The sequence below is a fragment of the Sphingosinicella microcystinivorans genome, from assembly GCF_003634215.1.
In the GTDB taxonomy this organism is placed as follows: domain Bacteria; phylum Pseudomonadota; class Alphaproteobacteria; order Sphingomonadales; family Sphingomonadaceae; genus Sphingosinicella; species Sphingosinicella microcystinivorans.
Genome location: NZ_RBWX01000009.1, coordinates 64,746 through 86,715, shown reverse-complemented (window position 1 = coordinate 86,715; position 21,970 = coordinate 64,746). Strand labels below are relative to the sequence as shown.

The window sequence follows — 21,970 nt, the reverse complement described above, 5'->3', positions numbered from 1 at the left end:
CCTTGTAGAGCGTGCGCGGAGCGCTTAGCAACGCCTCATGGACGCTGCCGGCAACGCCCACGAATTCACCGTCTCCGAACTCTCCTCGGCGCTGAAGCGCAGCATCGAGGATCAGTTCGGCAATGTCCGCCTGCGCGGCGAGGTTTCGGGCTGGAAAGTGCCCGCCTCCGGCCATGCCTATTTCGCGCTGAAGGACGATGCCGCGCTGATCGACGCGGTGATGTGGAAGGGGCAGCGCGCCCGCCTCAATTTTCGGCCTGAGGACGGCATGGAGGTCGTCGCCACCGGCCGCCTCACCACCTACCCGGGGCGCTCCAAGTATCAGATCGTGGTCGAATCGCTTGAACTGGCGGGTGAGGGCGCGCTTCTCGCCATGATCGAGCGGCGCAAGGCGATGCTCGCCACAGAGGGGCTGTTCGCGCCCGAACGCAAGCGCCCGATCCCGTGGTTGCCTGAGCTGATCGGGGTCGTCACCTCGCCTACGGGCGCGGTGATCCGCGATATCCTCCACCGTCTCGGCGACCGCTTCCCGCGCGACGTGCTGGTCTGGCCCGTGAAGGTGCAGGGCGACGGCGCTGCGGAAGAGGTCGCGGCGGCGATCCGCGGCTTCAATGTCTTGCCGCGCCGCCCGGACGTCATAATCGTCGCGCGCGGCGGCGGCTCGATCGAAGATCTCATGGCCTTCAACGAGGAGATCGTCGTACGCGCCGCCGCAGCGTCTGAAATCCCGCTCATCAGCGCCGTCGGGCACGAGACCGACACCACACTTATCGACTTCGCCTCGGATCGCCGCGCGCCGACGCCTACTGCCGCCGCCGAACTCGCTGTTCCCGTCCGCGCGGAGCTGGTCGCCGGCGTCTCGTCCTTCGCCGCCCGTCTCGATCGCTGCATCGCCAAGACCCTGGATGTTCGCGCCGAACGCACCCGGCTATGGTCCGCACGCCTGCCGACGCCCACTGCGATCCTCGGCATGAAGACGCAGCGCCTTGATGACGTGGGCGAGCGCCTGCCGCGGGCCCTTCGGACAGGGCTCCAGCAGTGGCAGGGCCGCTATGCGCAGGCCGCAGAGCCCCTGCGCGCCGCCATGCGAAGCCGTATCGCCGAGGCACGCCACGATCTTGCCGGCGCTGCGACGCGGCTCCGCCCGACGCTGCTCACAGGCCTTGTCCAGCGCGCCGCGGATCGCGCCGCGTCTTCGGGGCGGCTGCTCGAATCGCTCAGTCCGCTTGCCATCCTGTCGCGCGGCTACGCGGTGGTCACGCGGCCCGATGGCAGTCTAGTGAAGCGCGCGGACGAGGCGCGCCGCGAAACGCGCCTTGGCCTGCGCTTCGGCGACAGCCCTGATCCGGTGGAGGTCGTCGTCGGCGGGGGCGGCGCCAAACCCCGCAAATCGGCTTCGCAGGGCGATACACCCTTGCAGGCGAAGCTCCTGTAGACGACATTATGCCCGCTATGCTCAAACTCGGTGAAGGCCGCCCCGCGCGGCTCCAGTATCTTTCCGGCTCCTACCGCGTGCTCCAGCAGGGCGACCACGTCACCTGCGCGGTCACCGGCACGCGCATCCCGCTCCAGAACTTGCGCTACTGGAGCCACGAGCTGCAGGAAGCCTATGTCTCCGGCGAAGCGGCCGCCGCACGCTATACAGAAATGCGGGCGCTAGGCCGCCTTTAAGACGAGGGCGTTCCGCTCTTGCTTTCGGCGCTTTTGTTAAAGGGCTTCGAACACCCGCGGCCTTTTTATTGTCAGTTTCGATAACCTATCGATTTCGATCGCGTTTTCCGCGCGTCTCGGTGAAACGCTATTGCACGGTAATAAAATTACAATTTTTCTGTCATTTTCGTTACCTGCTTGCACCGAGTGTGTCTGCACCGTCACACTGCAGATTCGAAGCGTGTAAGACCGCCTGAGGGCTGCTTTACACTTCGACAATATTCCAAGACAAACGCTGCAGGTCCGCAATGGGCTACATTGACATGTGTTTTTGTATCAAATGTGAAAAAAGAAGCCTGAACAGGCGTGTTTCGCAATGATGCAGAGATGCAACACATGGCGATGACAAAACTGGGACAATGTTAAAAGGACTGGGATGTGAACAACGCGAAATTTTCGCTTTACCGTCGTGCGCTGTATGCAAGCAGCGTATTCGTCACCGCCGCAGCTGTCGCTGTTCCCGCGTTCGCGCAGGAACAGGAGGCTGAAGTCTCTGTTGAAGATGTCATCATCGTCACAGGTTCGCGTATCGCTTCACCGGTCGACGTTTCCACGGCGCCGTTACAGATCGTCAACGATCAGGCGATCAAGGACTCGGGTGCGACCAATATCCAGGAACTTCTTCTCGAGAATCCGGCGTTTGGCACCCCCGCGCTGAGCCGTACGAACTCGGCGTTCCTCACATCGGGTACTGGTGTCGCAACGGTCGACCTTCGTGATATCGGTTCTGACCGGACACTGGTTCTCGTCAATGGCCGCCGCGTTGTGGCTGGTCTGCCGGGCAGTGCCACGGTTGATCTGAACGTGATCCCGACGCAGTTCCTGGAACGCGTCGATGTTCTTACGGGTGGCGCCTCGTCCCTGTATGGTTCGGACGCCATCGCCGGTGTGGTGAACTTCGTTTACAAGCGCAATTTTGAAGGCATTGAGGCGAACGGTCAGTACGGCATCACGGAGCGTGGTGATGATCGCCGTTATCAGGCGAACGTCACGGTCGGCACCAATTTCGCCGACGACCGCGGCAACATCATGGTGCACTTCGGCTACTCGAAGGAAGGTGGTGTCCTTTCGCGCCAGCGCAAGAACACCTACCTTGATGATGCGTCTGTCGGTGCTTTCATCACGGGTGACATGGCGGATTGGGGGACGGCAATCGAACCGTTCCTGTCCAGCTTCCCTCCGCAGGGCCGTTTCATTATCCCGGATGATCCCAATGTCGAAGGCAATCAGGGTACTACCTTCACCTATGATGCGAACGGCCAGCTTCGTCCGTGCTTCTCCACAAACGGTGGCACCGCGCCTGCCACCTGCGGCGCGTTCGCGGGTCAGCCGATCGGTCCGGACGGCTTCAACCGTCAGGCCTTCCGCACGATCGCGGTGCCGGTGCAGCGTTATCTGTTCGCTGCCGCTGGCCGCTACGAGTTCACCGAGGGGACGAACTTCTTCTTCGAAGGTACGTTCAACCGTACGGAATCATCGCGTATCATCGAGCCGTTCGCGCTCGAATCCGGCGGCACTACGGGCATCTTCCCGGGCTCCGGTTTGATGCCGATTGAACATCGTGTGTTTGATGGGCAGGGGAATGTCTCCATTGTCCAGAATCCGCTCGTGCCGCAGGCGATCTTTGATGCTGCCCGCGACAATGACGGTGACGGTCTCCGTGACATCGGGTTTGCCCGTCGTCTCGCCGAGGTCGGCAACCGCACCGGTTCAACATCGCGTGACTTCTTCCGCTTTGTCGTTGGTTTCGATGGCACGCTGTTCGATGACCGCTTCAATTGGGATGTCAGCTACAACTTCGGCAAGACAGTCGAAAATCAGGTCTCAAGCGGCCAGGTCAATGTGGTCAACTTCCGTGACGGTCTCTCTGTCATGGTCGATGTCGATGACGTGAACGGCAATGGCAGCACGACAGACTATGTTTGCACCAACGCGGAAGCCCGTGCGAACGGCTGCGTTCCCGTCAATATCTTTGGCGCGGGCAATATCAGTCCGGAAGCGCTGGCGTATATTGATGCGCAGGGCACGTTCCAGACCGAGATCACGCAGCAGGTGGTTCAGGCGAACCTGTCCGGCGAACTGTTCAATTTGCCCGCCGGCCCGGTTGGCATTGCGACGGGCGTCGAATACCGCAAGGAAAAGAGCAAGGAGGATAATGACGCGCTCACCAATGCGGGACTGAATGCCGGTAACAAAATCCCGGACACGGCAGGATCCTTCGACGTTGCCGAGGCTTATCTCGAGGTTCGCGTTCCGATCCTTGCGGATACGCCGGGCTTCAAGCTGCTTGACATCGGCGGCTCGGTCCGCGTCGCGGACTATTCCACGGTCGGTACCGTGTATAGCTATGCGGGAACCGCGACCTGGAAGCCTGTTGATGACATTCGCTTCCGCGGCACGTACTCGCGGGCTGTTCGCGCCCCGAATATCGGCGAACTTTACTCGGGTCTGTCGCAGACGTTCCCGTCCGGTATCAACGATCCGTGCGACGGCGTCGGGCCGACGGGCGGCGGTACGGTGGGCGACATCTGCCGTTCGCAGCCGGGTGTCAACGCGAACATTGCCGCCAACGGCGTGTTCACGCTGAATCAGGCTGACCAGCAGGGCATCAGCGGCTTCAATGGCGGTAACCCCGACCTTGAAGAGGAAAAGGCGGACTCCTGGACGCTGGGTGCCGTGATCACGCCGCGTTCGCTCGGGCTTAACAACGTGTCGCTCTCGATCGACTACTACAACATCAACGTGAAGAACGTGATTGCGGCACCGGGTCGTGGGTTCACCCTCGATCAGTGCTTCAACAAGGCCAATCCGACGTACTGCGATCTCGTTACCCGCCGTCCGGCCGCGACGGCAGTGAACAGCGCTGGCTCGATCGAGTTTATTGATGCCATCAACGTCAACGGCGCGTCGTGGAAGACCGAAGGCCTCGACGTTGTGCTGGGCTACCGCACGGGTCTCGACGCGATCGGCGCAGGCGGAACAGTCAGCGCTCGGGTAGCCTACACGCACGTGTTCAAGAACGATTACTTCCCGGCGGCCGGCGAACCCGCCGATCGTCAAGCGGGGGAAATCGGCACGGCGAAGGATCGCTTCACGGCAAACCTCGCATACAATGCCGAGAGCGGCATGCGCGCCAGCCTGACTGGCACGTATATCGGCAAGTCGTATGAAGACGATCAGTTCTGCTTCGCTTACGGTTATGATGCGAAGTGCGTCGGCGTTTCGGCGGAGTTCTATCTCGATGCCCAGCTCGGCTGGAACATCGGCGATAACTTCGAGCTGTACTTCGGTGTCGACAACTTGCTCGACAACAATGCACCGCGCATCCTCACCGGCACCACGTTCAACGTGACCGGGACGGATACGGCCGCAGACGTCTACGACGTCTTTGGTCGCCGGTACTACACGGGTGTTCGCCTGAAGTTCTAAGGGCGGTTGCTCGGTAAAGAATTGGGCAGGGCCACACATGTGGTCCTGCCCTTTTTTGTCGACAGAGAGCGTGTTCGCTTGAACGAAAGCGACGTTACTTCACGCGCGTCACACCTAGGAAACCCGATTTCCCGTCAAACTTCATGCGGTATCCACCGATCGCGCCTTCGCTGATGGTGGCTTCCATTCCGGGCCGCACGGTACCCCGGAAACTGCTGACGGAAGTCTCACGCCACAACTGACCGTTCTCCAGAACAATCATGTGCCGTCCGGTCACGTTCTGGACGAAGACCTCAACAATTTTGGACTTCAGCCCGTCAACAGAAACTGGTGCTGCAGCCCTCGTGTCTTCCTTTTCGGTCGCTTTAGAGGCAGATGTCTCGAACTTCTTCAGCCCATAATCTGCTTCGGCTTGCTCTCGCGACGACTCTTGTACAACCGCCTGCCGTTGATCGAGTGTCTGAAGCGCCTGATCGAAGCAGCTTAGGCGGTCTGTATTGTTGGCGATTTTTCCACAGGCGCGAAATGGATCGACGAGTGGGTCTGCGAACGCGGTAGGGATATTGCCGACCAGAATTCCCATCGTCAGAAACGCGATCTTTCGGTGCACGTCCGATCTCCTTTGTTGATACTGTTTTCTCGGCCTGCCGCCAGTTTCACGGCAGGGTTTCAGCTAGTCATTCTTTTATCAGCGGAATCGGCCCTGGCGGTGTGTCGCCCCGGAACCACCCTGTTATCGAATAACGATGCGCGCGCACATAGGGCGCCACAACGGATACCGAATGATCCGCCGGAATTCGGAAGATGTTTATGGCATTGAAAGCGGGTCGATAGGCTTCCACATCGTAACGCTCGTCAAAGAACTGCAGAAACCCACCCCAATCGCGGCCCCAGTTTTCCGTAAGATTGACCACGTAAGCGGCAAGGCGCTGTTCGGCAGGCACCTCATCTGTATGACATTTGAGAAAATGGCCGGCCGTGAAGAGTGTTGCCTGGCCGTCGGCCCATCGAATTCCCTCAAGCCCTGTTACTCGGCGGATGAAGGTTAGGAAGGTCTCGCTGTTGATGAATTCATAAGCCGCGAACAAGGAAGTGGGTGCCTGTCGCCGCTGGAAATACTCCCTGAAGAGCGGGTAGTAGGCATAGAAAAACTGGTAGCCATTCCTCGCCCCTTCATGAATTGCGGCAAGAATGCTGGCTCCCTTGTCGCGTGGCATTGAATTTACAGCCGCGGCGTCGAGTTCAACGACTTGATTTCCGTCATTGTAAACGAGCCCCCAAGGGAGGCGCTGCAATTCGGCAACCAGAGTACGGGCCGAGGCTTCCGTGAGTAGGTTGCGGATCTGTACACGACCACGCTGAGAAAACTCCTCAGCGAGGACATTTTCGTCGAGTGAAGAATTGAGTTCCAGATTCATCCCCAACCTTTACCTCCGAGGGCAGGCTGCTACCATAAGCTATGACAAATCCCGGCGCTATTCTTGCCGACCCTGCGTGGTTTCCGCATCGCTATGATGAACAACGACAGGTCATACAGTTTATTCGTCTCGATCGTGAAGCGCATCGCGCCGCGACATTCCTGACGGACGAGTATCTTGGAGAGGGTGAACGTACCCTTGTGCCTCTCGCAGCGCTGCGGGACTTCGTTCCGCCACCAAACCCGGTTCATTTCCTGTTTCACTCTGCGTTCTGCTGTTCCACGCTGCTTGCAAGTGCACTCGACGTTCCGGGCCGTGTTCTCGGCCTAAAGGAGCCCCAGATCGTCAATGATCTTGCTGGCGCGCATTGCGGGGAACGTTGGACAATGTTCTTGTGGGTCAGATGCTGGGTCTGTTGGCACGGCTGGAATCGGTCGTGGTCGTGAAGCCGGGCAATGAAGCGAACCTGCTCATGTCGTCGTTGCTTGTTGTGCGACCGCATGCCCGGGCATTGCTCATGTCTTCCGGGCTTGAGGATTTCCTGTTTTCCGTCGCAAAGAAGGGTATGTTCGGCCGTATATGGGCGCGGCGTCAACATAGTTTGCTTGCGCCTCGTCAACATCGAAGTCCGGGCTTCTCTCCAGCTGAAGTGTTTCAACAGACCGATCTCCAGATCGCAGGCATGGTCTGGCTGATGCAACGTGCGGAGTTTGTGGATCTGATCGCTGCACAACCGGCTCGGGTTCGGAGCCTTGATGCTGCTGATCTACTCGCCGACGAGCGTCAGGGGCTTGAGCGTACCGCGGACTGGTTCGGCTTGGGCCTGACGCCACTTGATATCGACCGTGTCATGGCATCGGGCCGCTTCGAAACGCATGCAAAAGAGCTAGGTCGCAGCTATGACGCGGTTGTGCGGGAACGCGAGCGCGGGCATCAACAAAGCGCCTATGCCGAGGAAGTCGGCATGGTCGCGAACTGGATTTCGGCAGTGGCCAGCCACATCGGCTTGCAGCCGACTCTTGGCAGGCCACTGAGCGAAATCCAAGCCTAGCCCACCTGAAACGCGAGCGCCCCGTCGCCTTCGTCCACCTTTACGCTGGCGCCGTCGCCGATCTCGCCAGACAGGATCTTGTCGGCGAGGGGGTCCTGCAGGTACTTCTGCACGGCGCGTTTCAGTGGCCTTGCGCCGTAGACGGGATCGTAGCCGACCCGGCCGAGCCAGTCGCGCGCGGCGGGGGTGAGCTCTATGCTGATCTTGCGGTCGGCGAGTAGCTTCTGCACGCGCGCCACCTGCAGATCGACAATCGGCCCCATGTGGTCCTGCGCCAGCCGGTGGAACATGATGATCTCGTCGAGCCGGTTCAGGAACTCGGGCCGGAAATGCCCGCGCACCACAGTCATCACCTCGTCCTCGACATCCTTCACTGTCTGATCGTCGCGCAGAGAGGAGAGATACTGCGACCCGAGGTTCGAGGTGAGGATGATGATCGTGTTGGTGAAGTCCACCGTGCGGCCCTGGCTGTCGGTGAGGCGCCCGTCGTCGAGCACTTGCAGGAGCACGTTGAACACGTCCGCGTGTGCCTTCTCCACCTCGTCGAACAGCACGACCTGATAGGGCCTGCGCCGCACCGCCTCGGTGAGTACGCCGCCTTCATCATAGCCGACATAACCCGGAGGGGCGCCGATCAGGCGGGCGACCGAGTGCTTCTCCATGTATTCGGACATGTCGATGCGCACCATCGCGCCCGCGTCGTCGAACAGGAATTCGGCGAGCGCCTTGGTGAGTTCGGTCTTTCCGACGCCGGTGGGGCCGAGGAACAGGAAGCTGCCGAGCGGTCGGTTCGGATCCTGAAGACCCGCGCGCGCGCGGCGGACGGCGGCGGAGACGGCCTTCACCGCATCCTCCTGGCCGATGACGCGCTTGCCGATCAACGCTTCCATCTGCAGCAGCTTCTCGCGCTCGCCTTCGAGCATCCGGTCGACCGGAATCCCAGTCCAGCGCGAAACGACGGCGGCGATGTCGTCCGCCGTCACCTCTTCGCGCACCATGGCGCCCTTGCTGGCGCCTTCCGCCTCGGCGAGTTGCTTTTCGAGGCCCGGAATGACGCCGTAGGAGAGTTCGCCTGCACGGCCGAGATCGCCGGAACGCTGCGCTTGCTCCAGTTCGATGCGCGCGGCGTCGAGCTGCTCCTTGAGCTTGGTTTCCGACTGCATCTTCTCGCGTTCGGCTTGCCAGCGTGTGGTCAGTTCAGCCGACTGCTCTTCAAGATCGGCAAGGTCGCGTTCCAGATTGGCGAGCCGGTCCTTGGACGCGGTATCAGTCTCCTTCCTCAGCGCTTCACGCTCGATCTTGAGCTGGATGATGCGCCTATCGAGGTTTTCGATCTCCTCCGGCTTCGATTCCACTTCCATGCGCAGGCGCGATGCAGCTTCGTCCATCAGGTCGATGGCCTTGTCCGGCAGGAAGCGGTCGGTGATGTAGCGGTTCGAAAGCGTCGCGGCGGAGACTAGCGCGCCGTCGGTAATGCGCACGCCGTGGTGAAGCTCGTACTTCTCCTTGAGCCCGCGCAGGATCGAGATCGTGTCCTCCACGGTCGGCTCGCCCACGAACACGGGCTGGAAGCGCCGCTGCAGGGCAGGGTCCTTCTCCACGTGCTTGCGATATTCGTCGAGCGTGGTGGCGCCGATGCAGTGCAACTCGCCGCGTGCAAGCGCAGGCTTCAGCAAGTTGGAGGCGTCCATCGCGCCTTCGGACTTGCCCGCGCCGATCAGCGTGTGCATCTCGTCGATGAACAGGATGATGTCGCCCTCGGCGGCTTTCACTTCGTCGAGCACGCCCTTCAGGCGCTCTTCGAACTCGCCGCGATACTTGGCCCCTGCGATCAAGCTGCCCATGTCGAGCGCCATCACGGTGCGGTCCTTGATGCCGTCCGGCACGTCGCCGTTGGCGATGCGGAGCGCCAGGCCCTCGGCGATCGCGGTCTTGCCGACGCCCGGCTCGCCGATGAGAACGGGATTGTTCTTGGTGCGCCGCGCGAGCACCTGGATCGTGCGGCGGATTTCCTCGTCGCGGCCGATCACGGGATCGAGCTTGCCTTCGCGGGCAGCGGCGGTCAGGTCGCGCGCGAACTTCTTCAGCGCGTCATAGCGGTCCTCCGCGCCTGCCGTATCCGCGGTGCGGCCCTGGCGCAGTTCCTCAATGGCGCTGTTCAGGCCCTGCGGGGTGACGCCTGCGGCCGCGAGTGCTTTGCCTGCGGCGGTTTCCTTGGCGAGAGTCAGCGCCAGCAGTAGCCGCTCGACGGTGACGAAGCTGTCTCCCGCCTTCTTCGCGACCTCCTCGGCCTGCGTGAGCACGCGCACGGTGTCGTTGTCCCACTGCACGCTCTGTGCCCCGCCGCCGGAAACCTGTGCGTGCTTCGCCAGCGCCTGATCGATCTCGCGCACCGCAGTGCGCGCGTCGCCGCCCGCCTTGCCAATCAGGCCGGCGGCCATGCCCTGGTCGTCTTCCAGCAGTGCCTTCAGCAGATGCTCGGGCGCCACACGCTGGTGGCTCATGCGGATCGCGACGGTCTGTGCGGACTGCAGGAATCCTTTGGCGCGGTCGCTGAATTTCTCGATATTCATAGCAGTTATATCCCCCTTGACGGGCAATCATGGACTGAGCGCGATATGGTGTTGCAGTTTTGCAACGCAAGCGCCCGGTGCAAGTTTTTTGCACCGGGCGTCACGCCCGATCCATGACGCCGATCAAACAGCGGAGGGTTAACGGCGCTTGCGGCCTTCCAGTTCCTCGAACGTCTTGTTGCCGATGGGGTAGTCCCGCCAGTTGCCGTAATCGAAGTGCCACCACTCCTCGGGATAGACGTCGAAGCCCTCGGCCTCGATTGCGCTGCGCAGCACCTCGCGCAGCCAGCGTTGGTGATCGGTGCCGCCAACGAAGTTGGAGTAGGAGCGGGTCGAGAACTCGTCGTAGCGGCCCGTCGTTTCCATGGGCTTGCCGGTGGCGAGCTCGAACATGGTGAGGTCGACCGCCGCGCCCCGGTTGTGGCGGGAGCCCTGCGAAGGATCGGCAACGAACATGCGGCTTGAAACTGGGCTCGCATCCCAGAACATCTTGGTGACGTACCACGGGCGATAGGCGTCGTGGATAAGCAGCCCATAGCCGCGCTTCCGCAGCGCCTGGTTCACGCGCGATAACGCCTCGGCGGCAGGCCGTTGCAGAAAGGCGCGGGCGCTTTCGTAAACCGGGATGCCCATGAAGTTGTTGGTGCCCGCATAGCGGATGTCGAGCCGGATCGTCGGATCGGCCTTGGTGATCGCGTAGAGATCGCTCGGCTTTGCCGATGGCGGCTCGCTGGGCGGCGTGGCGGCAAGCGCGGCGGCGCGAAGCCCCGCGAAATTGGCCTGCACGCCGGCGCGCACCTTCGCCTCCACCTCCGCGCCGAAATCGCGGCGCGGGAAGCGGATGCCGCCAAGGTTCGCGGCGGTCACCGCGCCGGCCGCATCACGCTCGAACGTCAGCGTTTCGAATGGGTAGAGGCCGCGATCGGTTGGGAAAGCGTAGTGGTCAGCTGCCGTGCGCGTCAGCTCCGTATGTTCGGTCCACTCGATCCACACAAAGGGCCTGCCGTCGCGCTCATAGATGCGAAGCACGTTGTGCGCCCATCCGTAGTCGCCGATCAGCGCGGCAAGCTCGGCGTTCGGCAGCGGCGGCTCGGGCATCTCGTCGCGCGCGTAGCGCACGCCGCCGACCTCGATCCACGAAGCGTCGTCGGCGATGGCAAGTTTGTCGAAGCGGGTTTGCGCGTCTTCCACCATGAAGCCCGTGGGCGTCCGGCGGACGTCGCCGACGAGTTCGGGGGCGTCGATGACGAGGTGGCCCGCGTAGATGCGTGTGCTGACGCTCTGCTTGCCGTTCGTGAACCAGCCGGAAAGGCGCTTTGCCTCCGCGCCTGTCACAAGCTCGCCCTTCGCGTACGAAGGCGCTTCGGTTCCCGTCTTCAGCGCCAGCACCGTGCGAAGCGCGTAGTCAGCTAGCTTGTTCGTGATGGGGTTCGAGGCATCGACCGTCGTGAATGCGACAACGCCGAGGCCGGCTTCGGGCATTACGAGCAGCTGCGTCGAATGACCATAGATGGCGCCGCCGTGGCCAACGACACGCTTTCCGTCCATGTCCGCGACGACGAAGCCGAGGCCGAAGATACGCGCGCCCGAAGCCGGGTATTGGCGTCTCCACATCTCGTCGAGCGAGGCGGCTTTCAGCATGCGGCCGCTCGGGATCTCGCCCTTGTTAAGCAGCGCCTGCGCGAAGCGGCCAAGATCACCCGTTGTTGTGTACAGGCTGCCGGCGGCGGGCATGCCGAGTTCGATAGGCGGCGCCGCGACGCGCGGGCCGTCGAAGGCTGCCATCTCGCTATGGGCGATGCGCCCGGCGAACGGCGCGGCGGTAAGGCCGCTCGATGTCATGCCGAGCGGATCGAGCACGAGAGCGTGGAGAGCCTTCTCGAAGGGCATACCGGTGACCCGCGCGATCACCTCGCCGACAACCGCGATGCCGGCGTTCGAATATTTGGTGATACTGCCGGGCGCGGCAACGAGCGTGGTCTCATTGATGCTGAGAACGCTGTCAGCCTGGTCCTTGGGCGTGATGTCGAAATAATTGCCGCGCGGGGATTCGCGCACAAGCCCGCTGCGGTGCGTCATGAGCTGGCGCAGCGTGATCTCTCCGCCGAACGGGTTTTTGGGTTGGAATGTCGGCAGGTAGGTGCGGACGGGAACGTCGAGCTTCAGCTTGCCCTGCTCAACAAGCTTCATCACGGCAACGTCGGTGAAAAGCTTGCTCACCGAACCTGCCCGATAAACTGTATCGGCAGAGGCGGGCACCTTGCCCGCCGCATCTGCCTTGCCCCATGCGCCCGACCAGCGCACGCCTTCCGGGCCGATGATCGCCACGGCAATCGAAGGGATCTGCTTTTCGCGAACCTCCCACTGCGCCGCGTCCGCAATCAATGCGGCGGCGCGGTCGAGCGCGGGGTCCGGTGCCTGTGCCAGCGCGGCGGCCGGGGCCACCAGCACGATGATCCAGGCCAACAGTCTCTTCATCATTCCGTCTTTCCCTCTTTGTCTGCGCCAGCTCAGAAGTATGTGCGCACCGATCCCGTCACGACGAGTGCATCATCCACGATATACAGCAGCTTCCATTTGTCGAAGGTCGTGCACGGATGCGAAATGCCGAGGCTGATGAGGTCGCCTGGCTGCAACGGCGATTCTGCAGGCACATCGATATAGGCGTGCTGATCGTCGAGGCGGACGACGCGGTGCGTATCGCTTAGCGGAACTGGCGTCGCGCTCGGGCCGGGGCGGGCCCAGGCGAGCGGGGTGGGGCGGGCGACGTCCTCGCCGATGTCGCGCTTTCCAAAGCCTGCGATCACGCGCGTCGGTTCGGGCCGTGAGTGGACATAGGCCCAGACTTCCAGTGCGGGACGCAACCCTTCGCCAAGGCTTGCCGCAATCGGCGATCGAGCTTGGAGCTGGTCGATAAGCTGCTGGTAGAAATGGCTGTCATGCACGAGGTAGCAGCCGCTGCGCAGCAGCACGAGGAAGGGGCGTTCCTTGCGGGCTTCGCCGAAGGTTTGCGCAACGCGGTCGAACAGCGATGATCCGCCGGCGGACAGCATCGCTTCCCCGGAAAACAGGCCGGTATCGTAGCATTGCTCGGCAAGGCCGACGATCCGCTGCAGCAGGGCATCGACCTTCGCATCGCGTTCGGTCGCTTCGAGGCCCTGAACAATACCCTCGAACGCTTCGATTCCGCGCAGGCAGACAAAGGGGGACTCGGCGATCCTCTGTGCCGCGGCCAGCGCTTCTGCATTGTCGCGAAAGCCTGTGCGGCCGCCCGGGAAGCCAAGTTCGATCAGCACTTGCAGGCGTCTGCCCGTGGGTGCCTCGGCAAGGCCCGCCTCAAGGAGATCGATCGCCTGCATGGAATCCACCAGGCAGTAGAAATCGAAGTCGGGATTGGCGCGCAGTTCGGCCGCGACATAGGCGATGTTTTCGCGGCCCACGAGCTGGTTCGCCATGAAGATCCTGTCGATGCCGAACGCGCGATAGGCGCGGACATGGCAGGCGTTCGCAGCGGTAATCCCCCAGGCACCGTCCGCCATCTGCATGGCGAACAGTTCGGGGCTCATCGTCGTCTTGCCGTGCGGGGCGATCTGCGTCCCGGTCAGTTCGGTAAAGCGTTTCATCCAGCGGCTGTTGTGTTCCATTGCCGAGCGGCGCAGCACGGCTGCGGGCAGCATCAGGTCCTCGCCTGGAATGGAAAGCCCGGCCCCGGCCAGTGTCGCAGCGTCTCCACACCAAGCCGCAGGCAGACCCTTGATCCGCCAATCGAGTGATTCTGGCGGCACGATAATGCTCATTTGTCTCTCGTTTCCTGTTTTTGGTTTTATTTTTGGGCGCGGTCGTAGCGGATCACCTTGCCCGCACGAGCGCCGGTCAATTTGCCGTCGTCGATGGCAAGCACGCCGTTTACAAACACGTAGTCCATACCGGTCGAATACTGTGCCGGGTTCTCGAAGGTGGCGCGATCCTGAACGGTTTCGGGATCGAAAATCAGAACGTCGGCGGCATAGCCGACACCCAGCCGGCCGCGATCAAACAGGCCGAGGCGGTTCGCCGATGCCGAGGTCATGCGCCGGATCGCTTCCTCCAGCGGGATCACCTTCTCCTCGCGCACGTATTTCGCGAGCACCCGCGGCATCGTGCCGTAGGCGCGCGGGTGCGTGGCGATGCCGTCGACGTCGGGGCTTGCGGGCGACGTGTCCGTGTTGATCATCACGAACGGCGCCTTCAGCGCGATGCGCTTCTGCTCCTCGTTCATGCTGAGCGGCGCGACGCTGACGCCGCCTTCGGCGATCGTATCGAACACGAATGTCCACACCTCTTTGCCACGCAGCTTGGCTGCTTCGGCAATGCTGAGGCCTGCTAGTTCCTTGCCGAGCCGGTCGTCGGTGATCTGGACGTTCGACCAATCCTGCCCGACATGGTCGTACCAGTTTTCCCACGATGTGTCGGTTTCCACCACCTTGCGGAGTTCGGCGCGCACCTTGGGGTCCGCGAGAGTCTTGTAGAAGGCTTCCGCCCCCTTCGCGTAGGACCACGGCGGTACGAACGAGCCAAGGCCGATGCCGTTGCGCACGTAGGGGTAGATGTCGGTGGTGACGTCGAGACCCGCGATGCGCGCGTCGGCGATCTTGTCGACGGCCTTCTGCATCAGCGGCCAGTTCTTCACGCCCGCCGCTTTCAGGTGGTAGATTTGCACGGGGATGTCCGCGCCTTTGCCGATCGCGATCGACTCGTCGATGGCCTGGAGAAGCTGGTTGCTCTCGTTGCGCATATGGGTGGAATAGAAGCCACCGTACGGCTTCACCATCTTCGCGAGTTCGACGAGCTCCGCCGTGGTCTGGTAGTTTCCGGGCGGGTAGATGAGGGCGGTGGAAAGGCCCGATGCGCCATCCCGCATTGCCTCATCGACCAGCGTCTTCATGGCCTCCATCTCGCGCGGCGTCGGCTTCCGGTCCTCAACGCCCATCACCACGCGGCGGACCTGCGCCGCGCCGACATTGTGGACCACGTTAACCGGCACGCCGAGTTTTTCGAGGATGTCGAAATACTCTTTGTAGGTGCGCCAGCGATACGGCTTGCCCTGGATCATCACGGGATCAGGCTGGGTCGTCTCGTTCTGCGGCGCAGGCGATCCACCTTCGCCGCTCAGATGCACCGTAATCCCCTGCGTCAGCCGGGACTGTGCCGAAGCTGGATTGGTCACGTAAACGAGCGTGCTCTGCCCCATGAAATCCATGAAGCCGGGCGAGACAACCCGATCCTTCGCATCAATGATCCGCGCAGCCCGCATGGTCTCGGTCGTCTCGTTTCCGATCCACGCGATCTTCCCATCATCAATCGCAATAGAACCCCGGAACCAGGGGTTCCCGCTACCATCCACGATCCGCGCATTGGTGATCAGAAAGTCCCAAGTGTCCTCAGCCTGCGCCGCCGGCGAGAATGCTGTCAGCAGCACCGCGCCAAGCGCGGCTTGTGTTCGCATCTTCATCATCGTGTCCCGTGCTCAGTTGCCAGTGAGGAAGTGGTCGTAGGCAACCCGGGCAATGTCCGCGATCACCTTGTCCTGTACGTCCTTGCCCTTGGTGTCGCCCTTCACGAACACCGCGATGGCAAACTGTTTTCCGTTCGGCAGTGTGATGATCCCAACGTCGTTTGCTACCGAGTTCAGCGTCCCGGTCTTGTGCGCAATGACTGTATCCGACGGAAGCAGGCCTTTCAGCCGCTTCTCGCCGGTGCGGCATCGCTCCATGATTTCGATCAGCGTTTTCGTGCTCTTCGCGCTCATCGCCTTGCCCGAATGAATTCTGAGCAGCAGTTGCACCATCGCCTCGGGCGTCGAGGCGTCGCGTGGATCAGCATTGAACGGAACGTTCGGCCCGCGATTGCGCATTGCGGGGTCTGCCTTGTAGGCAGCTTCGACGTTTTCCTTGAAGGTCGGTAGGCTGGGGTTCTCGATGCCCATCGCGCGGTAGATGAGATGCGCCGTGTCACCATCCACACGCTGGCCGGAAATGCCCTGTCCGCGTAGCCAGGCGGTCACTCCCGCAGGCCCGCCTGCGAGCTGGACGAGCACGTCGGTGGACGTGTTGTCGCTCTGGGTGATCATGAATTCGAGCAGGTTGTAAACCGAAAGCGCAATGCCCGGATGCGGTGTCTGGATCGCCATTCCGTAGGAGCCGACGAGCAACTTGGGGTCGACGGTCACCATCTGGTCCAGAGTCAGTTCACCTTTATCGATCCGCTCGAAGATCTTGCCGGCGACGGCGATCTTGAAGGTGCTCGCCATTGGGAAAGTGGTCCCCGCATTCAGCGTTGCCATCTCCTTGCTACCGATCGCCTGGGCTGCGACGCCGACGGTTCCATCCGTCTGCTCGGCGAAAAGCTTGAACGCATCGGAGAGGCGACTCTGGGTGGCGGCAACCGCGGGTGCTGCCAAGGCTGGTGCTGCAAGGGGCGCCGCTGAGGCCAGAAGGGCAGCAGAGACGAGAACCATAATGGAAGCGCGGCGCATGGGCAGTCCTTTCATCATTTGTCGGTAAAGGGGTGATCCGCCGCGAAGAGACTGCGGCGATTTTCATATTTGTCAATTTTTGAAAAATCTGGTGTAGCGAATAACGTTTCGCGGTCATGACAGCAGGGCGTTGCTCTGCTAGCTTGCGGCAACAGGAGAGGATTAGAATGTCTACCGCAAACCGCAGTGCTGCGCGCCCTACGGCGGCAGTTTCTTCCGCGGACATCGATCCGGGCGAAGTTTTGCGCGGTATCCGGACCGAGCGCGGCCTGACGCTTGCGGAAGTGAGCAAGCGGACCGGCATGCCGATTTCGACATTGTCCAAGGTTGAAACAGGCAAAATATCGCTCAGCTACGAAAAGTTGATGCGTCTCAGTCGCGGTCTCGACATTGACATTACGCGTTTGTTTGCGGCGCCGAAACCCGCTTCCGGGCCGGGAAGGTCGCTCACTACGGGACGCCGGACGATCACGCGTTCCGGCGATGGTCCCAGGATACGCACCGCAACCTACGATTACGTCTATCCGTCCGCTGACCTTCTCAACAAGTCGCTTAATCCGATGATCATCGATGTCCGCGTGCGGTCGATCGCTGAATTCGGCGACCTGATGCGACATCCGGGCGAGGAGTATGCGCTGGTTCTTGAAGGCCAGTGCGAATTCCATTGTGACCTTTATGCTCCTTCTCTGATGTCCGCCGGGGACTCGGTCTATTTCGACGGCAGCATGGGCCATGCCTATGTCGCGGTGGGAGAAGGGCCCTGCCGCATCCTCTCCATCTGTTCGGCTACCGATGCCGACCTGAAGTCGGCACTTCATCCATTATCCAAGGACCTCGAATAACAATGTTGCGGACGGTCCGGCTGAAACCCCGGACCGCCCGCAACGGCGTTCAGAACTTGAAGCGAACGCCAACATTATAGACGCGGCCGATCATGTCGTAGAGACTGCGGGTCGTCGCATAGCCATTGTAAGCGGTGATCGGCGGATCGTTATCGGTCAGGTTCTGGATCGTGCCAAAAAGTGCAACGCGCTGGTTGCCGTCGTCGATCAGTGTCACCTCACCCGAGATATCGAGATAGAGGCGACCGTTCACGCTCTGCTTGTCGGTCGTTCCGGAATTTTCCGTTGGTAGGCCGTCATTTTCTTGCGTGATTTTTCCGCCGCCGACGTAGCGACCGGTCAGCGCCAGTTTGAATGCTTCGGTCGTATACGCGGCGCTGGTGGTGAAACGCCAGCGCGGGGTGCCGCCAACGCCGTTGATGCTGATCAACTCGGTGTTGCCGGCAAAGTGCGTTGTGTTGGTGCCGTCGACCAAATCCAGCTTGTCCGTGTAGTTCACGAGCGCCCTCAAATCGAGATCGCCGTCAAACACCGGCATGGCGTACGAAACTTCCACATCGACACCGCGCAGCTTGATGCTCTGGAAGTTCGCAGGCGCCGAACGCACTACCGTGATGTTGCTCGTGGGCGTCGGACGCGTGATAAGCGAGCACAGGGCGGGCGTGTCAGTATAACACCGCTGCACGATCGCCGCGGTGCTCAACGAGTTGATGGCACCCTTTAGGTCAATGTCGTAATAATCGACCGACAGACGGAAGCGCGGGATGAAGGTCGGGGTGAAGACCACGCCCATCGTCAGCGTATCGGCTTCTTCCGGCTTCAGATCGGGGTTGCCACCCTGAATATTCTGTACGGAATAGTTGGTTCCGAGAACAGGGTCATTGATGCCGAAGATAAATGTATTGCCTGAGGCGAACATCTCATCAAGGCTGGGTGCGCGAATATCCCGTGATCGCGTGGCACGCAAACGCAGCGAGTCATTCACGTCGTAAGTTGCGCCGATCTTCCAGGTCTTGACGGTGCCTGACGTGCTGTAGTCGGTCACGCGGCCTGCAAGGTTGAGGTCGATCGCCTTTGCCCAGCTCTGATCAGCAACCAGCGGTACGAGCGCTTCCAGGAAGCCTTCCTTCACATTAACCTCGCCGTACCACGGTTTGGCATTGCCGACACGGAAGGCGCCCAGTTCCGACATGGGATCTGAGGTCACATTGACCGACTGTTTGCGATACTCGCCGCCAAACGCCACGGAGACGGGACCCGCCCAAGTGGAGAACGGCGTGCCACGGATTGCGAGCGCAGCCACATGCTGCTTGATTTTCCAATCACGGACGGCAGTGCCGAGAATGTAATCCTTCGCCTGTTCAGTGACGTTGCCTTCACCGAACAAGTTCATCGGAACGCAGCCGTTCGTGGGGTCAGTGATAGTCGACCGGCAGACGATCGCGCCGGTCACCGGATGGAACACCGCATCCATTGATCTCTGCCAATTTGCCGTGATGCGGCTTCCAGTGAATAGGGCAAGGTTGTGGGTCTTGCCGAAGCCGTAATAAGCGTCCCAACTCCAGCCGTCACCGAACTTGCCCTCGGCGCCGCCGGTGAGCTGCCATGTATCGGTCGTCACGTCGATGCCGCCGCGCCCGTAATCCTTAAGGCTGCGGCCCATCACGAAGCTTGTGATGCCGTTGGCGGTCATCGTGTTCCGAATGGAATCGGGCAAATAGGCGTTGTCTGCCTGAATCGTGATCTGGTCGTTACCCAGGATGCTTGGGTTGTTCGACTCTGTTCGGCCATACGCGAATTCAGTGAAAATCTTGATGTCGTCTGCCACCTCGTAAGAGAGGCGACCGAAACCACTGTAACGCTTTACCGGCGTTTCGAGAACGAGGTCTGCGGTTGAAGGAACGCCGTCACCGCCGTTCATTGTGGTCGCCGTCACGGAGGTGCCGTAGGTGAAGGGGATTGGCGTTCCATCCGGAGCAAACTGAATGCCGCGCAGGATCCCGGGGCTGTTGATCACGCCACCGAACGAGGCATTCGATGACCGCGCATCATCAACAATCAGATACTGTGGTTGACCATTCCCGGCGGCATAAGCCGGATTGAAGATCGTGCTCGGATTGTTGCCCCAGGAGCGGTCGGACATCTTGTCGACGCCGCTGTTCTGGGCAGCTTCAGCGCCGAGCAAAATATGCCCACGTCCCCCGCCGAAGCGTGCGCCAAAGGCCGCTGATGCGAGAAAGTTACGATGGTCGTTATGATCGGTAATTCCGCCCTGCAGAGAACCCTTTAGGCCCTCGAGTTGTTTGTTGAGCCGCAGGTTGACGACGCCCGCAACAGCGTCCGAACCATAGGCGGCCGAAGCACCGCCCGTGACCACATCGGTGCCCGCGATGAGCGCCTGTGGGATTGTATTGATGTTCAGGCCACCCGTCGTCGTGGTCGGCACATAACGCTTCCCGTCGATGAGCGTTAGCGTGCGAAGGAAGCCCATGCCGCGCAGGTCGAGGAAGTTGCCGCCGAGCGCGGTGGAGAGGTTGGTGGACGTGGACGGCGTGAGCGATGCGCGCAGTGCGGGGAGCTGATTGAGTGCGTCCGCGATGTTTGGCGCGGCGATGCGTTCGAGGTCTTCGGATGAAATGTTGGTCGTGGGCGTCGGCGCTGTGAAACCGCTGCGCTGGATTCGGGAGCCGGTGACGACAATCTCGCCGATATCTTCTGCCTGCTGGACGTCGGCGGCGGCTTCCTGAGCCTGCGACGGTGCGGCCCACAAGGCGACGAGGCCTGTCGTTGCGCAAAGCAGCGCCTTGCCTGTGATATGGCGGCGTGCGCCCGATGATCCACATGCGACGAGAACGGATTTATTGATCATGATTTGAAAACCCCCCTTCCTTTGGTTGCAACAACCCGCATCCGAACCGCGGTTGACGGTTCAGAGTGTCTCGCGTGGCTCGCGAGATGGTTTGGCTGATTACGACAACGGCAAATGGCCGCGTCGAAACAGCGCCATATTTGGCAGAACGCTCCCCAATGCCTCCGAGGAATCGTTTGGATTCCTCCCTGAAAAGGGCGTGTCAGCGAATCGACAATTCACCCTCCGGAGTCAAAATTGCACTTTTTGAAACGATTCGCAATTCCGGAAATTTTCCACTGTACCACCATGTGCCAATTGACAAATTTCTGATTAGGATCATTTTGTCCTTAACAGGAGACTGGCTTCGCTAACTGACGGGTTGGAGGAGTCGTTCCTGAACAACCCGCGTGCGAAGACAAGGAGGGGCGATGAGGGTTTACAAGCACTGCATGGCGCCAGACCGTTTCGCCGAACCTATTCCCGCAGTCCTTGCCGTTCCGAGCATACGGTGGAGCCATTCATGAACGCGATTACCAGCCTCCCTTCGGATGCGGCAACACAGCTGCCACATCCTTATCTTTTGTTCCTGGGCGATACGGCTGAGCCGGGCTTTGCGAAGACGGCCTTTGGCGTCCGGGACTGGGCGGCCGACAAGTGTGTTGGCGAGTTCAGCGTCGGGGCGACGGTCACGACCGGCCTTCCTGTGATGACGCCCGAAGAGGCGTATGCTGCCGGCGCGCGGGCTGTGCTGATCGGCGTTGCAAACCAGGGCGGCCTCATAGCGCCGAGCTGGATCGCTTCGTTTATCGAGGCACTGGAAGCGGGCCTCGATGTTATCAGCGGGCTGCACAACCGCCTTGTCGATGTTCCCGAGCTGGCTGCTACAGCCGAGCGGCTCGGTCGACGCCTTATTGACATACGCGTGCCTCCGGCCGGTTTGCCGGTGGGGTCGGGCCGCAAGCGGACAGGCAAGCGGCTGCTTGCCGTGGGAACCGACTGTGCGCTCGGCAAGAAATACACGGCGCTGGCGCTTGCGGCAGCGTTTGCGGAGCGCGGCGTGGATGTGAACTTTCGCGCCACGGGCCAGACGGGCATCATGATCGCGGGCGGCGGTATTCCAATGGACGCAGTGGTTTCGGACTTCGAGGCGGGCGCCGCCGAGGTGCTGAGCCCCGACGCAGCGGCAGACCATTGGGACGTGATCGAGGGGCAGGGATCGCTGTTCCATCCGGCCTATGCAGCGGTTTCGCTGGGGCTTCTGCATGGTAGCCAGCCCGACGTGATCGTCGTGTGCCACCAGCCTGGGCGAGAGACGATGCTGGGCCTTCCGGATTATGCGGTGCCGTCGATCGAGGAGACGATCGAGCTCAACCTCCGCATGGGCCGACGCACGAACCCGGCGATCCGTTGCGGCGGTATCGCCTTCAACACCAGCGGCATGGACGCGGCCGAAGCCGAGGCGCTCATGGAAGCCGAGAGCAAGCGCCTCGGCCTTCCTGTCGCGGACCCTATCCGCCGGGGACGCGCGTTCGAGGCGCTCGTCGACAGCTGCCTGAAATAAGCGTTTGAGTAACAAGGGAGG

14 protein-coding genes are annotated in these 21,970 nt (G+C 61.4%); 6 read left to right on the top strand and 8 right to left on the bottom strand.

The annotated features are described in order from the left end of the window. The first annotated feature begins 37 nt into the window (after positions 1-37). The 3 genes from xseA to DFR51_RS12660 all read left to right on the top strand — a co-directional run bounded on the left by xseA (position 38) and on the right by DFR51_RS12660 (position 5,139). A complete protein-coding gene (gene xseA, locus DFR51_RS12670; RefSeq protein WP_121051762.1) occupies positions 38-1,435 on the top strand; it encodes an exodeoxyribonuclease VII large subunit in 1,398 nt (465 codons plus the stop codon). A 17-nt stretch (positions 1,436-1,452) separates the two neighbouring features. Next, positions 1,453-1,671: a DUF2093 domain-containing protein gene (locus DFR51_RS12665; RefSeq protein ID WP_121051760.1), complete on the top strand. Its 219-nt coding sequence runs from the start codon at positions 1,453-1,455 to the stop codon at positions 1,669-1,671. 417 nt (positions 1,672-2,088) lie between these two features. Further along, complete coding sequence (locus tag DFR51_RS12660; protein ID WP_121051758.1) at positions 2,089-5,139, top strand: TonB-dependent receptor domain-containing protein; 3,051 nt, start codon at positions 2,089-2,091, stop codon at positions 5,137-5,139. A gap of 94 nt (positions 5,140-5,233) precedes the next feature. Here the strand turns inward: DFR51_RS12660 and DFR51_RS12655 are convergent, their stop codons facing one another. Together DFR51_RS12655 and DFR51_RS12650 are read right to left on the bottom strand one after the other, a co-directional pair. Further along, entirely contained in the window at positions 5,234-5,749 is a 516-nt protein-coding gene (locus DFR51_RS12655; protein WP_121051756.1) for a hypothetical protein, read from the bottom strand. A gap of 67 nt (positions 5,750-5,816) precedes the next feature. After that, complete coding sequence (locus DFR51_RS12650; protein ID WP_121051753.1) at positions 5,817-6,557, bottom strand: 2OG-Fe(II) oxygenase; 741 nt, start codon at positions 6,555-6,557, stop codon at positions 5,817-5,819. A 403-nt stretch (positions 6,558-6,960) separates the two neighbouring features. Here DFR51_RS12650 and DFR51_RS12640 point away from each other — a divergent pair, with 403 nt between their 5' ends. Then, positions 6,961-7,608: a hypothetical protein gene (locus tag DFR51_RS12640; protein WP_121051749.1), complete on the top strand. Its 648-nt coding sequence runs from the start codon at positions 6,961-6,963 to the stop codon at positions 7,606-7,608. Here the strand turns inward: DFR51_RS12640 and clpB are convergent. The 5 genes from clpB to bla all read right to left on the bottom strand — a co-directional run bounded on the left by clpB (position 7,605) and on the right by bla (position 16,620). Then, positions 7,605-10,181, bottom strand: a complete 2,577-nt coding sequence (gene clpB / locus DFR51_RS12635) for an ATP-dependent chaperone ClpB (protein ID WP_121051747.1) — start codon at positions 10,179-10,181, stop codon at positions 7,605-7,607. The genes DFR51_RS12640 and clpB overlap by 4 nt on opposite strands. 138 nt (positions 10,182-10,319) lie before the next feature. After that, positions 10,320-12,662 carry a serine hydrolase gene (locus DFR51_RS19185; RefSeq protein ID WP_197723645.1) on the bottom strand — a complete coding sequence of 781 codons (2,343 nt, stop codon included), beginning with the start codon at positions 12,660-12,662 and terminating at the stop codon, positions 10,320-10,322. 29 nt (positions 12,663-12,691) lie between these two features. Continuing rightward, complete coding sequence (locus tag DFR51_RS12620; RefSeq protein ID WP_121051745.1) at positions 12,692-13,978, bottom strand: amino acid deaminase; 1,287 nt, start codon at positions 13,976-13,978, stop codon at positions 12,692-12,694. A gap of 26 nt (positions 13,979-14,004) precedes the next feature. Further along, the gene (locus tag DFR51_RS12615; protein WP_170151779.1) at positions 14,005-15,672 is read right to left on the bottom strand and encodes an N-acyl-D-amino-acid deacylase family protein; all 1,668 of its coding nucleotides are present in this window, start codon (positions 15,670-15,672) and stop codon (positions 14,005-14,007) included. A gap of 15 nt (positions 15,673-15,687) precedes the next feature. Beyond that, the gene (gene bla / locus DFR51_RS12610; protein ID WP_160119277.1) at positions 15,688-16,620 is read right to left on the bottom strand and encodes a class A beta-lactamase; all 933 of its coding nucleotides are present in this window, start codon (positions 16,618-16,620) and stop codon (positions 15,688-15,690) included. 242 nt (positions 16,621-16,862) lie between these two features. Between bla and DFR51_RS12605 the strand changes: the two genes are divergently transcribed. Next, entirely contained in the window at positions 16,863-17,537 is a 675-nt protein-coding gene (locus DFR51_RS12605) for a helix-turn-helix domain-containing protein (protein ID WP_160119276.1), read from the top strand. Between the two features lie 49 nt (positions 17,538-17,586). Here the strand turns inward: DFR51_RS12605 and DFR51_RS12600 are convergent, their stop codons facing one another. Beyond that, positions 17,587-20,307 carry a TonB-dependent receptor domain-containing protein gene (locus DFR51_RS12600; RefSeq protein ID WP_160119275.1) on the bottom strand — a complete coding sequence of 907 codons (2,721 nt, stop codon included), beginning with the start codon at positions 20,305-20,307 and terminating at the stop codon, positions 17,587-17,589. Between the two features lie 601 nt (positions 20,308-20,908). Between DFR51_RS12600 and DFR51_RS12595 the strand changes: the two genes are divergently transcribed. Continuing rightward, entirely contained in the window at positions 20,909-21,949 is a 1,041-nt protein-coding gene (locus tag DFR51_RS12595) for an N-acetyltransferase DgcN family protein (protein WP_121051735.1), read from the top strand. The last annotated feature ends 21 nt before the right edge of the window (positions 21,950-21,970 follow it).